The sequence below is a fragment of the Kribbella sp. CWNU-51 genome (genome assembly GCF_054073265.1).
Genome location: NZ_JBSXMZ010000004.1, coordinates 24,597 through 40,350 on the forward strand (window position 1 = coordinate 24,597; position 15,754 = coordinate 40,350).

General features: G+C 67.6%; 15 protein-coding genes. 7 read left to right on the forward strand and 8 right to left on the reverse strand.

Annotation, left to right across the window (positions count from 1 at the left end; translation table 11 throughout):
* Nucleotides 1–3: 3 nt before the first annotated feature.
* From ACXC9Q_RS02245 to ACXC9Q_RS02270, 6 genes are all read right to left on the reverse strand, one after another.
* Entirely contained in the window at nucleotides 4–462 is a 459-nt protein-coding gene (locus ACXC9Q_RS02245; protein WP_457054778.1) for a hypothetical protein, read from the reverse strand.
* Complete coding sequence (locus ACXC9Q_RS02250) at nucleotides 440–1,066, reverse strand: RNA polymerase sigma factor (RefSeq protein ID WP_457054779.1); 627 nt, start codon at nucleotides 1,064–1,066, stop codon at nucleotides 440–442. The genes ACXC9Q_RS02245 and ACXC9Q_RS02250 overlap by 23 nt, the downstream gene beginning before the upstream one ends.
* Nucleotides 1,067–1,259: 193 nt before the next feature.
* Nucleotides 1,260–1,691 (reverse strand): hypothetical protein, encoded by a 432-nt coding sequence (locus ACXC9Q_RS02255; RefSeq protein ID WP_457054780.1) that lies wholly within the window; start codon nucleotides 1,689–1,691, stop codon nucleotides 1,260–1,262.
* Between the two features lie 97 nt (nucleotides 1,692–1,788).
* Entirely contained in the window at nucleotides 1,789–3,672 is a 1,884-nt protein-coding gene (locus ACXC9Q_RS02260) for a caspase, EACC1-associated type (protein ID WP_457054781.1), read from the reverse strand.
* Nucleotides 3,669–4,067, reverse strand: a complete 399-nt coding sequence (locus ACXC9Q_RS02265; protein WP_457054782.1) for a hypothetical protein — start codon at nucleotides 4,065–4,067, stop codon at nucleotides 3,669–3,671. The genes ACXC9Q_RS02260 and ACXC9Q_RS02265 overlap by 4 nt, the downstream gene beginning before the upstream one ends.
* A 12-nt stretch (nucleotides 4,068–4,079) precedes the next feature.
* Nucleotides 4,080–5,648: a glycosyltransferase family 2 protein gene (locus ACXC9Q_RS02270; RefSeq protein WP_457054783.1), complete on the reverse strand. Its 1,569-nt coding sequence runs from the start codon at nucleotides 5,646–5,648 to the stop codon at nucleotides 4,080–4,082.
* A gap of 103 nt (nucleotides 5,649–5,751) precedes the next feature.
* Here ACXC9Q_RS02270 and ACXC9Q_RS02275 point away from each other — a divergent pair, with 103 nt between their 5' ends.
* The gene (locus tag ACXC9Q_RS02275) at nucleotides 5,752–6,114 is read left to right on the forward strand and encodes a hypothetical protein (RefSeq protein WP_457054784.1); all 363 of its coding nucleotides are present in this window, start codon (nucleotides 5,752–5,754) and stop codon (nucleotides 6,112–6,114) included.
* Between the two features lies 1 nt (nucleotide 6,115).
* Here the strand turns inward: ACXC9Q_RS02275 and ACXC9Q_RS02280 are convergent, their stop codons facing one another.
* On the reverse strand, nucleotides 6,116–7,519 hold the full coding sequence (locus ACXC9Q_RS02280; RefSeq protein WP_457054785.1) for an MFS transporter: 1,404 nt from the start codon (nucleotides 7,517–7,519) through the stop codon (nucleotides 6,116–6,118).
* Between the two features lie 46 nt (nucleotides 7,520–7,565).
* Between ACXC9Q_RS02280 and ACXC9Q_RS02285 the strand changes: the two genes are divergently transcribed.
* The 3 genes from ACXC9Q_RS02285 (at nucleotide 7,566) to ACXC9Q_RS02295 (ending at nucleotide 10,707) form a co-directional block, all read left to right on the forward strand.
* Complete coding sequence (locus ACXC9Q_RS02285) at nucleotides 7,566–8,000, forward strand: MarR family winged helix-turn-helix transcriptional regulator (protein ID WP_457054786.1); 435 nt, start codon at nucleotides 7,566–7,568, stop codon at nucleotides 7,998–8,000.
* Nucleotides 8,001–8,197: 197 nt separating this feature from the next.
* A complete protein-coding gene (locus ACXC9Q_RS02290) occupies nucleotides 8,198–10,075 on the forward strand; it encodes a sensor histidine kinase (protein ID WP_457054787.1) in 1,878 nt (625 codons plus the stop codon).
* Nucleotides 10,063–10,707 (forward strand): response regulator transcription factor, encoded by a 645-nt coding sequence (locus ACXC9Q_RS02295; RefSeq protein ID WP_457054788.1) that lies wholly within the window; start codon nucleotides 10,063–10,065, stop codon nucleotides 10,705–10,707. The genes ACXC9Q_RS02290 and ACXC9Q_RS02295 overlap by 13 nt, the downstream gene beginning before the upstream one ends.
* Here ACXC9Q_RS02295 and ACXC9Q_RS02300 read toward each other — a convergent pair.
* Nucleotides 10,686–11,396 carry a hypothetical protein gene (locus ACXC9Q_RS02300; protein ID WP_457054789.1) on the reverse strand — a complete coding sequence of 237 codons (711 nt, stop codon included), beginning with the start codon at nucleotides 11,394–11,396 and terminating at the stop codon, nucleotides 10,686–10,688. The two genes, ACXC9Q_RS02295 and ACXC9Q_RS02300, sit on opposite strands and share 22 nt — an antisense overlap.
* Nucleotides 11,397–11,639: 243 nt before the next feature.
* On the opposite strand from ACXC9Q_RS02300, the gene ACXC9Q_RS02305 reads away from it, so the two are divergent.
* The 3 genes from ACXC9Q_RS02305 to ACXC9Q_RS02315 all read left to right on the forward strand — a co-directional run bounded on the left by ACXC9Q_RS02305 (nucleotide 11,640) and on the right by ACXC9Q_RS02315 (nucleotide 15,737).
* On the forward strand, nucleotides 11,640–14,024 hold the full coding sequence (locus ACXC9Q_RS02305; protein ID WP_457054790.1) for a hypothetical protein: 2,385 nt from the start codon (nucleotides 11,640–11,642) through the stop codon (nucleotides 14,022–14,024).
* Between the two features lie 111 nt (nucleotides 14,025–14,135).
* Nucleotides 14,136–14,450: an antibiotic biosynthesis monooxygenase family protein gene (locus tag ACXC9Q_RS02310; protein WP_457054791.1), complete on the forward strand. Its 315-nt coding sequence runs from the start codon at nucleotides 14,136–14,138 to the stop codon at nucleotides 14,448–14,450.
* 93 nt (nucleotides 14,451–14,543) lie between these two features.
* Nucleotides 14,544–15,737, forward strand: coding sequence for a YncE family protein (locus ACXC9Q_RS02315; RefSeq protein WP_457054792.1), 1,194 nt, complete (start codon nucleotides 14,544–14,546; stop codon nucleotides 15,735–15,737).
* The last annotated feature ends 17 nt before the right edge of the window (nucleotides 15,738–15,754 follow it).

Sequence of the window (15,754 nt, forward strand, 5' to 3'; positions counted from 1 at the left end):
CGGTCACAGCTGCACCCAGTCGGTGACCACTCGGCCGGTGGCCGTGTCGCATCGCAACCGGATCGCACCAGCAGGCAGCGACGGCAGTTCGAAGAAGCCTGACTCGCTGACACTGACGCGGTACTCGGCGCCGTCCGAGGTCTCGATGTGGATCTCGCCGGCGCTGGCCGGCAGGATCTGGCCGACTACTTCGTCGTGCAGCACCTCGAGCTCCAGCGACAGCGGAGCGGAGGTGAACACCAGCACTCGGGTCTCAGCGGAGTCGGACCGGGTCTCGGCAGCCGGTTCCAGCGAGGAGTCGAAGGTCAGGATCGCCTGCAGGAGGTCCTCGTCGATCGTCTGCCAGGACAGGGCGTCCTCGGCGTGCTCGGCGATCTCCCGGGCCAACGGTGCGGTGGCACGGAGAGCCTCGGCAAGATCCTCGAAGAGGAGATCGTCGTCATCCCAGCGTTCCGGCGCCATGCCGATCACCTCCTGACGATTCCGACCGCTCCGAGGCTGCGAGGTACGCCCTGACCGGCGGAGATCTGCGGAGCCGCTCGAGCGCGCGTGACCGGGTCGGTCCGATGCTGCCCACCGGGATACCGGTGCGCTTGCTGATCTCGGCGTACGACGGTTGCGGATCCTCCACCAGCAATAACAGCAACTCGCGCTGCCGGCCCGGCAGATCGGCCAGCCCGGACAGCAGCACCTCGTGCCGCTCGGCGCGGAACAGGCCTTCGCCGGGATCAGCGGTGTCGGCCGCGACCGACGCGTACTCGGGATCCAGCGGATCGCTGGGGCGCAGGCGCCGTGCGGATGACAGGTGCCGGATCGACTCGCGACGTGCGGTCGTGATGATCCACTGCGGGATGGCCTGCGGTTCCTGCAGGCTGTCCAGATGCTCGACCAGCCGCAGCCAAACGGTCTGCGCGACGTCCTCGGTCTCGCTCGGCGTCAGCCGGAACCTCCGGATGACAGACACCAGCAGGGGAGCGTACCGGGTGACGAGCTCGCTCCAGGCCTGCTGCTCGCCACCGGCGGCGGCGACGACCAGGGCTGTGACTGGTGAGATGTCATCTGCCATATCGGCTCCTGGGTTGGTCCGCATCTGCTTCCCGGAGCAGCTGGTGGACTACCCTGCGGGATCTCCACGCGTTGTCCGGGGCGGCCCGGCGACGACACGGCATCTCCTGCCAGGTCGCCGCCGGGCGGCGCCGATACGCAGCACCCGGCCCCTCCTCCGAGTCTGTGCATCCGCGACTGTCGGCTCCGCTGCCTCAGGGCCGGCGGAGCAGGAACATCGGCCCCTCGCTGAACGCGGCCATCTCCGTCAGGACGTTCAGCGTGGTCCGGTACGTGATCACCACGACGAGCTTGTACACGCCCGAGTCCGGCGGCACGTCGGACGGCAGCGTGCCGGCCGGGACGTTGATCGACGCGCTGTACGCCGGACCACCGGTCGCGGCCACGACGGCGGTGCCGATCAGCACCTCGGGACCAGGGCCCATCGATTCGGCGTACACCTTGACGGTCCACTGGCCGTCCAGCAGCGCGGCCGTGGCCGGTGGCTGGACGGTCCAGTCGATGGTCACATCGAAGGGAAGCTGGTCGTCGATGACCCGGTTCGGGTTACCGTCGTGATCGATGATCGCTACCGCGGTCACCGCGCCGTCGAGGGCCGGAAGGCCGTCGAAGTCGGAATCTGCCATGGTGGGTCCCCCAAAGTCGTGCCCCTGCTGTTAGAGGCTCTTATTGGTACGGACCGCACCGGGACACCCCCAGATACATGCAATCCATCGGGTCCACCTATGGGCCTGCGCCGTCGGAGGCCCGGATGGCATAAACGCGGTGGTCGAGGCTGCCCACGATCACGAAACCCGACGTCAGGACGGGCGACGAGTCGTCGATGGGGCCGCGAGCGGCGAACGTCCAGCGTTCCTCACCGGTGACGGTGTCGACGGCATGAAGGTTGCGGTCCCGGCTCCCGACATAGACCGTGTCGCCGTCGATTGCGGGGGACGAACGGATCGCGTTGCCGGTGGGATGCCGCCAGTTCAATCGGCCCGTCGAAGCGGAGACGGCGTACAGGTGCGAATCGTCGCTGCCGACGTAGAGCACGTCGTGGTCCAGCACCGGGCTGGAGACGATTCCGCCTTGCGCGCGGAGTTGCCAGATCCACGCGCCAGTCCGCGAGTCGAGTGCGTAGAGGCTCTGGTCGTCCGAACCGATCCACACAGTCGTACCGGACACGGCGGCCGAGCAGTCGACGGTGAGCGACGTCGTGTGATACCACTTTCGACGCCCGGTCACCGCATCCAGGGCGTAGACCTTGTGGTCGCGGCACCCGATATAGACAGTTCCATTGTCCACAGTAGGAGACGAATTGAACCAATCTCCTCCGGTGAACCGCCAGCGTTGTGTGCCGGTGGCTGCAGCGAGCGCGTAGACGTTGTGGTCCCGGCTGCCGACATAGACCGTGCCGCCCGACACTGCGGGAGACGAATGGATGACGGCATTGGTCGCGAACGTCCAGCGCTCCTGTCCACTGGAAGCGTCGACAGCGTGCACCTTGCCGTCATTGCTCCCGACGTAGACAACGCCGTCCACTACCGCGGGGGATGAGGTGATGGCCCCGCCGGCGCTGTAGTGCCAGCGCGGAGCGCCGGTCAACACATCGAGGGCATAGAGGTTCCGGTCATTGCTACCGATGAACACGGTGCCGTCGGCAACCGCGGGCGATGAGTAGATTTCCCCCTCGGTCTCGAAGAACCACGGCCGCGGCCGATCGTCGGAAATCAGGTGTCTCAGGCCCAGTCCTCCCGCTCCGGCTACGACTACTGCCGCACTTCCGGCGGCGCGCAAGAGCGTCCGGCGTGACAGGCGACGACGGGCGGGAGCTGGGGAGGTGACAATTGCGCTGGGCGGCCACGGGGTCGCATCGTCCGAGCGAGGATTGCGTGCGACGACGATGCGCCCTTGGACATCCCACTGCCATTTGCCGGCCTGCTGTTGAGGCGCCACCTCGCGCATTCGCTCGTCGACGTAGTCATAGAGTTCGTCGATGTCGACGTAGCCGTCTACGTTGCGGTCCGCGGCGCCAGTACGCAGCCCGGCAACGACGAGGTCGGTGAACACGGACAGCGGCCGGTCGCCGGCCGCTCTGTCACCTTCGAACGAAAACTGCATCGCGTCCGATGCCGTGAGCACAGCACGACCCCGCGCGGCGAAGCGCTCGGGAGTGTGTATTGCCGCATCGGACTTGGTGCTGCGGCTGGTCGCGAATGCGCCGCTGTAGCAACAGTCGAGTACGAGGACATTGCAGCGCGAACGGGAGCGCTCCATGGCCTCATGGAGGAACGTCGCGGCCAGTGACGTCGCGCGGAGGTAGCGGCGCTCCGTGTCGGCCGTGGCAAAGTACAGCTTGCCATGGTCGTCCTTGAGGCCGTGCCCGGTGAAATAGAACAGCAGCATGTCGTCGCGTCTGCGCTCGGAAAAGAACGCTTCCACAGTCCGGGCAACCGAGTGGGCGGACTGGTTCACACAGGTTTCGACCGCGAAGCAACCGATCGCCGGATCCGCTAGCACCTGCCTCAGCGCCTCGACATCCTCGGCTGGGGATGCGAGCTCCGCGAGGCCCGGATCGGTGAACTGATAGTTCGCTACCAGGAGAGCGAAACGGCCGCCGTTCATCCACTGTCCGAATGTCCGGCCACGAACGTATCGAGCAGGCGCAGGCGCTCCTCCGTCGTGGCGCCCTCGATGCGGAATTCGTCGTCGTCGATCTTGATATCGACAACGACAGGTTGTGGCTGCCGCAGCACCCAGTCGCGGACCGCGCTGATGATTGTTGTGAAGACTCCGCCGGACGCGGCGAATGTGAGCAATATCGTCGACAGTGTCAAGGCGTCGGCCTTCGAGCCGACCGGTGCCGCACCGCCATCGGCGAAACTCGCGCTGTCGACGTCGAGCTGTCCTAGCTCCAGATACAGCCGCTGTGCGAGCTCAGCGCGCTCGCCTTCATCCGTCTCGTCAGGTAGGTCGACGTCGAGCGTGAGCCGGCGTACCCCGGTCGGTGCAGTGGTCATGGTGTTCCTTTCTCACAGTGGTTTGGCGATGACGGTGAACCGCGCGTCCTGCCGTAGGCAGAGGAGGACTCCGCGGACCATTCCAATGCCCTCCCACAGCACGAACAGTGGGATGAGGACGAGGAGCCGGATCGCTTCGACGACCTGGGGCCGGGTGTCTTCCGAGGACTGCACATTGATCCGATACCCCTCCCAGTAGAGCCACCAGGTGAAGGCGCCGTTCACGGCCCAGATGGGTATGACTGCCGCCGCCACAGGGCAGGTCGCGCCGCTGCCGAGCGCCGTACCGAGCGCCAGCACGACGGCGGGGTGTTCGATCGGGCAGCAGAGCCACACCAGCACGTTGTGCAGGAGTGGCAGCCGCTGGCGTAGCGGGATCCCGCCGTTGCACGCGAGCCTGAGGAGTCCGGCCACCCATCGTTCGCGCTGGCGCAGGAAATCACGAGCGGTGGCGGGGGACGCACCGTAGGAGCGGCCCGTAAACCATCCGCTGCGCCTGGGATACCGTTCACTGAAGCGCAACGCGAACTCGGCATCCTCGACCGTCGAAGACGGCCCGAAGTCCCATCCGATCGCCGCCTCGATCGACGCCCGAACCAGCAGCAGTTCCCCATGGAGCCCGCATCGGGGGGTGCCGAGTCCCGTTCCGGCGGCGAAGAGGCTGACGTCGCAGGCAGGACGAATCGCATCGGCCAACCAGACCCAGCGGTTGCACGCATGCTCCCGCGGGAAGGCCAGCACTCCTTGGGCGAGATGCAGTCCGGCGCTCCCCGCCGCGTGCTGGTCATGCACGAACCGGGCGAGGTCGGCGGCGGTGTCCTCGCCGACACCGGTGTCGTCGTCCATGTGCAGCACCCAGATGTCGTCGCATGCCTCACCTGAGTTGATCCGCGCCAGGTTTGCGAACTGGTTGGCGCGAGCCTTGAACCGCGTTCCCCTTGCTGTGCGGAAGTCGGCCGGAATCTCGACGAGCCGTACGTTGTCGTGCCGTTCGGCGAGCAGCGAGATTGCAGTCCGCGCGGCGCAGCCCTCCTCGATGACGACGTCGATGCGTACCTGTGCGAAGGCGTTCGGAAGATACCGGCAGCATGATGTGACAACACGATCGAGCGCGGGAAGGACGTCGGTCCTCCCGATCGTCGGGATCGCGACGATCAGTCGGTTGCTGACGAGGTCCTGCAGCGGTGCGGCCGCTGTGCGGCGTCGCGTCAGCACCGCTCCGACAAGGCCTCGCATCGTGACTGCCGTTGGAAGTGACCAGACGACGGTCGTGTACCAGGCGAGGAATCCCGATCCGTCGTCGCTCTCCGACTTGATCAGGACGGCCACGATGATGCAGAAAGGCACCAGGAAGGAGACGATTCCTGGTCTCACGGCGCGGACGTGTCGGGTCCGCGTGGTAGCCAGCGCAGCGGACGACATCGGAGTACCCCCATCGCGAACGAACTTATCTATACGGACAGGTCCGAATCGGACGTTGATACGTGCATTCAGGGCCCGGCTTACCGGGACGGATTGTCTCCGGCCGCTTGCGAAGGGTGAGTTGGTGGCGGTGTGCGTCCGGGTGGTTGCTGTGGGCACCTGATCGTCGGGCGACGTGGGTATTTGGTGGTCGCATGTGCCGGGGTCTCGTCGTACATTCGTGTGCAGATCTGCTGCGGGGGAACTGGGGAGTGGAACGCAGGTGCCGAGGGGAGTGACGACGTTGCTGAACCAACACCGGGAGACATGGTCGGCGCTGCCGGACGGATCGATCCCGTTCTACGGCAGCTATCCGCTACCGGGGATGCCCGGCGGCGGTCCACCGCTCGCGGCCTTCGGTTGGGGCCCCGAGCTCGACGATGACCGGGAGTACTCCCTCGGCCACGGCGAGCCGCTGCGCCGAGGCCTTGTCATCGGCCTACTCGTCATCTGCAGCCTGGTCATCGCAGGCATGGCGACCGTCCTGGCCACCCGGCGAGACGATTCGCCCCCCGCGCCGCCCAGGGCTGCAGCCCAGCTATCCGTTGCTCACAGCAACTACCACCCGCCGGCGCCCCAGGGGTGAGCTACCAGTTGCCGCGGTGGTCGGGGACCAGGAAGGTGAGCGGGATCATCAGCAGCAGGATGGCGGCGAAGACGACGAAGCTGTAGGCCTGGGCGGTCCCGCTGTTCGCGGAGTGGGTGAGGATCGTCGTGGTGATCGAGACGGCCACGATCCCGCCCGACTGACGGAACATCCCGCGCAGCCCGGCGATCGCGGAGATCTGGTCCGGGGCCAGTTGCAGGCTGGCGTTGTTCGAAGCCGGGATCGACAGGCCCATCCCGATGCCGGTGATCCCCGCGGCCATCGCCAGCCACGCGTACGGCGTGAGTCCGTGCGGCGGCAGCGACATCACGGTCATCCCGACCGCGACCAGCATGAAGCCGCCGATCATCGGGGCCCGATAGCCGGTCCGGCGGAGCGCGAACACGGCCAGCCCGGCGACGCAGATCATCCCGACCGCCCGTGCGGTCAGCAACGTCCCGGCCTGGAGTGGCTGGATGCCGTAGCGGGATTCGGCGTACAGCGGGACGAGTGCGCCGAAACCCAGCATGGCCGCGCCGAAGAGGAAGTTGATCGTGTTCATCGCCCCGAAGCCGCGGCCGCGCAGCAGGCTGATCGGGATGAACGGCGCCGCGTGCCGGTTGGCGTGCCGGACGAACAGGACGCCGAGCGTGAGCGCGAGCGCCATCGACGCGATGAACAGTGGATCGGTCGGCTCCGCGCCGCTGCCGCCGAGCGAACTGATCCCGAACATGCCGAAGAGCAGCGTCAATGCCAGCAGTGCGGCGCCGGCGCCGTCGACCCGGGCGGCGGCCTTCGGGGTGCTGCTCGGGATGAACCGCAGGCCGAGCATGATCAGCAGCAGACCGATCGGGATGTTCACGACGAAGATCTCGCGCCAGGACCAGTAGGTGACGATGATGCCGCCGATGATCGGGCCGATGATGCCGCCGATCGGGAAGATCGAGGTGAACATGCCGATCGCCCGGTCCCGGTCGCGACCGAACTGTTCGGCGACGATGCCGGTGGCGGTCGGCATGAACGCGCCGCCGCCGATCGCCTGGAGAGCGCGGAACACCACCAGCAGGTAGATGTTGTCGGCCAGGCTGCAGGCCAGTGAGGCGATGGTGAAGAGCGCCGCGGCGCCGAGGAAGACCTTCTTGCGCCCGAACTGGTCTCCGAGCCGGCCGGCCAGTGGCATGACGATGATCTGGCCGAGCGCGTAGATGGTGATCGTCCAGCCGCTCCAGGTCAGCGGAGCGTTCAGGTCGCCGCGGATGGCATTGAGTGCGGTCGCCACTATGGTCTGATCGATCGAGGCCATCAGCAGAGCGATCGCGACGATGCCGAAGACGAGGCGCCGGTGGGCCAGTGGCTCGTCCGCGGCCGGCTCGGCGATCACTGTGGGTGTTCTCGACGGTTCCATCGATGAAGAGACTACATTGCTTGCTGGCAGGCAATAAAGGGGTGACATGACTGACACCGAGACGTTGAGCAAGCTCCGTGGGGTGATCTCCAAGCTGGCGCGGGAACTCAACGCCACGGCGACCGACGAGGGCCTGACACCGACCCAGGCGTCCGTGCTCGGCCTGATCACGTTCCGCGGCCCGCTCGGCCTGACCGAGCTGGCGCAGCTCGAGGGCCTCAACCCCACCATGCTGTCCCGGGTGGTCGGCAGACTCACGGAGCTCGGCCTCATCCAGCGCGACCCGAACCCCGACGACCTCCGCGCCGTCCGGGTCGAAGCGACCGACGCCGGCCGTCAGCTGCACGAACGCGTCAAGCTCCTCCGCACGCAGGCGATCGGCGTCTGCCTCGACCAGCTCCCCGAGCAGTCCGCCCAAACCATCATCAACGCCCTCCCAGCCCTCGAAGAACTAGCCCAAACCCTCCGCACCAGCCGCTGACCCGCCCCACTCTCACGGACGCGGTCCTCAGCGCGGACCTGGTCATCAGTCGCGGTGAGCGGCGACTCCGGCCGTGCGTGTCAGCACGCATGCTTTCTCGGCGTCCGCACGTGATCATGGGATCGGGAACACATGACGCGCCCGGTCCGGGCGTGCGGTCCGAGGTTGTGGTGTGAGTTGGGCGTGGGGGCGTGGGGATGACAGGCTGGCAAGTCGCGCTGGCCGCCGCGGCGGGCGCGCCCGGCATCGTGCTCGGTCTGCTCCTGTTGCTCCGCGGACCACGGGTCGTCGGCGCGCTGCTCGTGGCGCTCGGTTTGCTCCCGCTGGCACTGCTCTCGCCCGACTCGACGGTGGCGGGCAGGTCGCCACCGCACGGTCTCGCCCTGCTCCTCGCAGTGGTCTCTGTCGCCGGATGGGTGTGGCTCTACGTCCCGCCTGCGCTGCTCGCTGCCTACTTCCCTGACGGTCGAGTCGGCGGCGGCTGGTGGGTGCTCCCGGCAGGCTGGGGGATCTTCTTGGTCGCGTTCCACGTGGCGGTCGCCCTGGATCCGGGCAACTACGGCAGCCGGCCCGGACAGATCCCGGGTAGTCCGCCGATGGAGGTCCCGCGCTGGGTCGACTCTGTTCTCGGCGTCGGCTCGCTCGGCCTACTGCTCGCGTTGCTGGTCGGATCGGTAGTCAGGGTTGTCGTGCGCTTCCGCCGAGGAGGCGAGGTGGTACGACGACAGCTGAAGTGGTTCGCGTTGAGCATCCTGCTGCTGCCGATCGTCCTGATCGTCACCTGGGCGGCGTACCTGCTCACCGACGTCGCCGGCATCGTGGTCCAGGTCGGACTGTTGCTGGTCTTCGTCAGCGTGCCGGTCAGCGTCGCCATCGCTGTCTTCCGGCACGACCTGTACGACGTCGACACGCTGCTCAGCCGCACGATGGCCTACATCGTGTTGACCGGCGGCCTGGTGGCGATGTTCGTCGCGGTCACGGTGGGGCTAGGGGTCGTGGCCGGACGTGGCTCCGGTCTCACGACCGCGACGGCGACGCTGGTGTGCGCCGCTGCGTTCGGATTGCTGCGGCGAAGGGTGCAGGCCGTCGTTGACGCCAGGTTCGACCGCGGCCGGCGCGACGCCCTCGCGCGGCTGGACCGGTTCCTCGACGAGGTTCGAGATGGTCGAGTCGGGCCGGACCAGGTCGAGTCGGCGTTGCGTTCGGCCCTGCACGATCCTGGAATACGCGTGGTGTATTGGCTTCCTTCCGACCCGGCGACGCCATGGCGAACCGGCGACGGCGAGCCGTCGGCCCGGCCCGGGGAACCTGCGCTGGACGTCACGGTGGCCGGCAGACTGCTGGGCTGCGTCGGTTACGACCTGGCCGCGCGACGCCCCCGGCTGCTCCGGGAGGCGCTGCGACAAGCGAACCTGCCGTTGGAGCTGGCGCACTCCCGGATCGCCCTGCGCCACGCGCTGGCCGAGATGCGTTCCTCACGGGCGCGCCTGGTCGAGGCCGGCGACGCCGAGCGTCGCCGGCTGGAGCGCGACCTGCACGACGGCGCCCAGCAGCGGCTGGTCGCGATCGGGATGTTCCTGCGGCTGGCGCAGCAGCGCGCGGACCCGGCCGATCCGCTGCAACAGGTGCTCGGAACCGCCGTACGGGACCTGCAGGAAGCCCTGGGCGAGCTGCGTCAACTGGCCGGTGGAGTGCGCCCACGCGGGCTGGACGAGGGCCTGTCGGCTGCGATCCGAGGGCTGGTCCGGACGAGCCCGGTCCCGGTGGAGGTCCACCTGACCGCTGATGCCGTACCTGACCTGGTCGCGACGACGGCGTACTACGTGGCCGCCGAGGCGTTGGCGAACGCGCTCAAGCACGCAGAGGCTCGGTCCGTGGTCATCGACGTGACCCAGCGCAACGGGGACCTGCGAGTGGTGGTGTCCGACGATGGTCGTGGCGGCGCCGCGGTGCGCGCCGGGTCGGGGCTCGCCGGGCTGCGCGACCGAGTGGCCGCGACTGGAGGTGAGCTCGCTGTGAACAGCAACCCCGGCTCTGGCACCAGGGTGGAGGCGAGGCTGCCGTGCGGATCGTGATCGGCGAGGACTCCGCCGTCGTCCGGGAGGGCCTGGCACTGCTACTCGCCCAGGCCGGCTACGAGGTCGTCGCACGCGTCGGTGACGCGCCCGCGGTGGTGGCGGCGGTGCTGGAGCACGACCCCGACCTGCTGATCACCGACATCCGGATGCCGCCCACCATGAGCGATGACGGTGCCCGCGCGGCGCGGGAACTCAGGACGATGAGGCCAGGGCTACCGGTAGTGCTGTTGTCCCAGCACGTCGAGACGACCCAGTCGACCGAACTGGTCGCGACTGGAGCATTCGGCTACTTACTCAAGGACCGGATCCTCGACCTCGAGGACTTCCTCGATTCCTTACGCCGGGTCGCCGCCGGAGGATCCGCGCTGGACCCCGAGGTGGTCGCTTCGCTGCTGGCGCCGATGCATCCCGAGCCTGCCTTCGCCCAGTTGACCGCCCGCGAGCGCGAGGTGCTGGGGCTGGTCGCGGAGGGCCGCTCGAACGCGGCTGTGGCACGTCGGCTCCACACCACCGAGCGCACGGTGGAGACACATGTCCGGCACATCTTCGTCAAACTCGGACTGTACGACTCCGACGACGACCACCGCCGCGTCCTGGCAGTTCTCGCCTACCTGCGCAACAGTTCGTAGGTTTCCGGCTTCGTCCCCGGGCGACGCCGGCGGAGCAGGGCCGTCGCGGCCAGTCCGAAGCCGATCGCCTGCGCGGCGGCTCCGATCACGTCCGAGAACGGGAAGCCGAGAGCGTGGAACACCGGCCACGCCATCAGCCCAAGTCCCGCGAGCCGGCTCGCGGTGCGCGCCCGTACCAGGGCCAGGCCGAGCAGGAACGTGCCCAGGAAGTTGCCCAGGACAAAGAGCAGATAGACCCAGCGCGTCAGCGGTTCGTCCAAGATGGCCTGCAGCACCTGGACGTCCTGGCTCGCCGAGCCGCCGACCTTCGCCATTGCGGCCGTGGTGAAGCCCTGGAACACCATCGCGAAATAGCAGACGTACCCCGCGGCGGTGAGCACGCCGCCGACGAGGCCCAGACGCGCGGCGCGGACGCGGACCAGTCGCATCACGCCGAGAACGGCGGGTACCAGCAGCAACGCACCGGCCATTGCGGCCAGGCTGGCCCAGCGGTTCAACATCAGGTGCGCACCGGCGAGAGCGAGGTCGTCGCTCGGTTCGAGGTCATCACCCCCGCGCAGGGTCATCACCGCGTTGCCCAACTCGGCGGCGACGATGAGCCAGGGGGCGAGAAGCATCGCGACAGCGAGTCCGATGCGGCGCGTCGTCGCGGTGCGCGCGTCCGGAGTGGACTCTGCGGTGGTGGTCATGGCGACTCCTTCGTGTCGAGCTGGAACTCATCACCTCGAGCGTCGTACGAGCGCCCTGCCGGACGCGTCGGCGCCAGCACGGCACCCGGGTACGGGCCAGCACGGACGTGCCTCCCCGCGCCATGGCGATGCTGGGGATGGCGCCGAGGTACCCCAGGAGAGGCGAATGCTGGGGTGAAGGGCAGTGCGGAGATCCATCTACGATGCTCTGGCAGCCGTGATGATGCTAGTCAGGGAGACCACTTGTCGCTCAACACCCGACGTCGTGCAGCAGGCGATGCCCTCATCGCTGCATCACGCCGCCAGGTCGTGCTGGACTGTGCCGGCGCGCAAGGCGAGGCCGCAGAACTTGCCGCAGGCAATCTACGAGACGTCCTCGTGAAGCGAGCCGATGAGGTAAGCCAGTTCGGAGTCCGGATCAGCAACGCGCGGATCACCGGGCAACTGGACCTGAGCGCATGTCGTGTCGACTTCCCGATCTACTTCAAAGACTGCCGGTTCACTGAGCCGATCGTGATCGAAGGAAGCGACCTTCATTCGCTCTTTCTTGTCGGTACCCCGCAGGCGGACGGCACCGACCCGGAGTCGTCGGTGCCAGGCATCCTCGGGAACGGCGTTCGAATCCGACGCGATCTCCTCCTGTCGCACACCTTGATCACCGGCGCGCATCAGACCACGTCGTCGCTGAGTCGGTCGGCTGCGGTCTGGCTGACCGAGGCCGAGATCGGCGGCCACATCATCGCGGTCGGCACGCTCATCGACGCGAGTGGCGATCGCGCGATCCAAGCAGACAGATGTCAGGTCACCGGTGACATCAGACTGATCCAAGGCTTCCGCGCCAACGCCGAAATCAGGCTCATCGGTGCCCAGCTGGGAGGCTCACTGGACCTGGCAGGCTGCCGATTGGTGCCGCGCAACGGTCGGGCTGTGGACCTCGCCGAGGCCACTGTGGGAGGCAGCCTGTTCATCAACGACAGCCCTGCACATGCGCCACTGATCGAAGGCCGCCTCGAAATGGGACGAGTCTCCATCAACGGTCGCGTGCTCATTCGCCGGGCCACACTGAACGCACCGGCAGCCGGCGTCGGGCGGCACCACTACAACGCCAAGGATCCCGCACAGCGACTTGCGATCGTGGCACAGGGCGCCAGCATTCAGGGCGGACTCAGCATCGATGAGAACACGTCGGTGGATGGCGGTATCACCTTGGCCGGAGCCGCGATCGGCGGCGGCATCCACATCGACGGCGCTACGATCCACAACGCGGGCGACATCGCGCTGGACTTTACGCACGCCCGAGTGGGATCGACGCTGTCCGCCCTGGGAGCGAACATTCAGGGGACGGTCGATCTGGACGGCGCCGAGGTGGCGGGCCCTCTCGGCCTGGCGAAGGCTGAAATCAGCAGACCGGCCGGCCGGTACTGCCTGACAGCTGTCCGCGCCGTCGTGCACGGTGATGTGAAGTTGTCGGACGCAAAGGTCGGAGGCACCTACCCGGTCGCGATCCCAGGAGCTAGCGGTGGCATCGGATTCAGGGGAGCTGAGCTCCGCGGAATGTTCGACGCCGAGCGGGCGGAAGTCATCAGTCCCGGCGATACGGCGGTGAACCTCCATCAAGCACGAATATCGGGCAACCTGCGGCTGTGCGACGGCTTCCGTTCCATCGGCTTCGTCGCCTTGAATCGAGCAGTGATCGAAGGCCGACTGCGGTGCGACGGTGGTCGCTTCGAATGGCGACCCAGAGAAGTGGGTGACACGCGCCCCGCCGAGCGTAACGAACGTGTAGTGGCGTTCGAGGCCATCTCAGCCACGTTCCGCGGCGGCGTGGGGCTCGGCTGGTCGATCGGGGGCGCGGTCGACTTCACCGACGCTCACACCACCTACCTGGCCGACCGGCCGACACAGGACTGGCCGGCGCGCCGCAGCTATCTGAGCGGCTTCAGCTATGAACGCTATGCGGCCATTTCGATGCAAGGATCCGGGGAGTGGGAATGGAAGGCTCGTGCGCGCTGGCTGGCCAACTGTGACCCAGCGACAAGTGACGAGCCAGGGGACGCCGGGCCTTGGGAGCAAGCCGCACAGACACTCAAGAACCATGGCGACTCCGCCGGCTCTGAGCAGATCCTGATGGCATATCTGCGGACGAAACGGCAGCGGCGGGTCGGATGGGCGCGCAGCCGCTTGCTTCGCGGGCTGGACAGAATTTTCAACGATTGGTTCCGGGGATACGGCTACAGGCCACTTCGCGCCCTCATCCCGCTCGCGCTGCTGGTCCTCGCTGTCGCCGGGCCACTGCTCCCGGCGCGCGCGAGCCACGTCATGCGCGCGACGGACCCAGCGGGTGTTGTCTACACGCCCCAGGGGGAGTTGAGCCTCATCGAGTCCGGTCAGGCACCACATGAGATCTGCGGCAAGGGCAAGGTGCGCTGCTTCAATCCCTGGCTTTACGCCGTCGACACCGTCGTACCCATTGTCGACCTGAAACAACGGAGTGCTTGGTCCCCCAGCAGCGACGCCGGTGGAGGTCTGATGCTTGCCTGGGTCAACATGGCCACACTTGCCGGGTGGGCGATCTCCAGCCTGCTCGTGGTCGGCCTGGCCCGAGCCGGAAGCCGCTCGCTGAACTGAGCATCGGGATACCGGCGCCCGGCGCCTCGATCTGTTTGAGCCGCTTGCTCGGGCGCCCGTGTCTCGGGTGGACTCGGGTTTGGGGGTCCGGGTTCGGCGTACGGTGGGGGGATGATCGCGCGGATGTGGCGGGGGTGGGTGCCGACTGAGAAGGCGGCTGAGTACGTCGAGATTGTGGAGCGGACCGGGATGGCGGGGTATCGGAGTACGCCGGGGAACGAGGGTGCTCAGTTGCTCAGCCGGGATCTCGGTGACGGACGGACCGAGATCGTCACGCTGAGCTGGTGGAGCGACCTCGATCAGATCCGGGCCTTCGCCGGTGACGACATCGACCATGCCAAGTACTACCCGGAAGACGACGAGTACCTGCTCGACCGGGAGGCCACGGTGTCGCACTTCGAGGTCGCGCCCCCATCGTCACCATGAGGTAGCCGTGGCTGGGAAGTTTTGCCTTCCTTTGATGTTGCCTCCGCCAGGTTCGAGGTATGCCGTCACCATCGCCAGTCCAGCCGAGTCAGCATGAAACCCCTCCGGGTCGCTCTGCTGGGAGGGCTGCTGATCGCCACCGCGTGCACCGGACATCCCAGCGCCACCACCGGTCCCACCACCGGTGGTCCGACGTCGATCGTCACGCAGGTCCCCACGGCAGGCCCTGCGAACGCGACCCCTCAACTCCTGCCGGGGATGCCATCTCCGCTGTCGCCCACCGATGTCTGGGCCGCCGACCGCCCCGGCCGGTTCGCCGCCTCGGTACGCCGGATCCCGGTGCGGATCTATGTCCCGAACAGTGGCAGCAACACGGTCACCGAGATCGATCCGCGGACCTACCGGGTGATCCGGACCTTCCCGACCGGCCGGCAGCCGCAGCACGTCGTACCGTCGTGGGATCTTCGCCTGCTGTGGGTGAACAACGACCTCGGCAACAGCCTGACCCCGATCAACCCGGCCACGGGACTGCCCGGCCGCGCGGTGGCGGTCCACGATCCCTACAACCTCTACTTCACGCCGGACGGGAAACACGCGGTGGTGATGGCCTCGGCCGACCAGCGGCTGGTGTTCCTCGATCCACACACGATGGCCGTGCAGAAGTCGGTTCCGGTGCCTTGTGCCGGGGTGAACCATGCCGACTTCGCCGCCGACGGCCGGACCTTCGTGGTGTCGTGCGAGTTCTCCGGACAGCTCCTGCTGGTCGACACCGCGGCCGAGAAGATCCTGCAGGTGCTCCGGCTCCCGCAACGACGCAGGATGGCCGCTCCGATGCCGCAGGACGTGAAGCTCGCACCTGACGGGCGGTTGTACTACGTCGCGGACATGATGAGCGACGGTGTCTGGCTGGTGACTCCCCAGCCGTTCGCAGTCCGCGCCTTCGTGCCGACCGGCAAGGGGGCACACGGTCTCTACGTGACCCGCGACTCGCGGCGGCTCATCGTCACCAACCGCGAGGAAGGCTCGATCTCCTTGCTCGACTTCACCACCCGGCGGATGGTCGCGAAGCGGCGCATTCCGGGTGGCGGCAGCCCGGACATGGGTGGTGTCTCGCCGGACGGGTCCGTGCTGTGGGTCTCGGGCCGCTACAACGCCGTCGTGTACGCGATCCGGCTCCGTGACGGCCGGCTGCTCGCCCGGATCACGGTGGTCGGTGGACCGCACGGACTAGCCGTCTTCCCGCAGCCCGGCAGGTACTCGCTCGGTCACACCGGCGTCTTCCGCTGACAGCCGGCGAAGGTGCC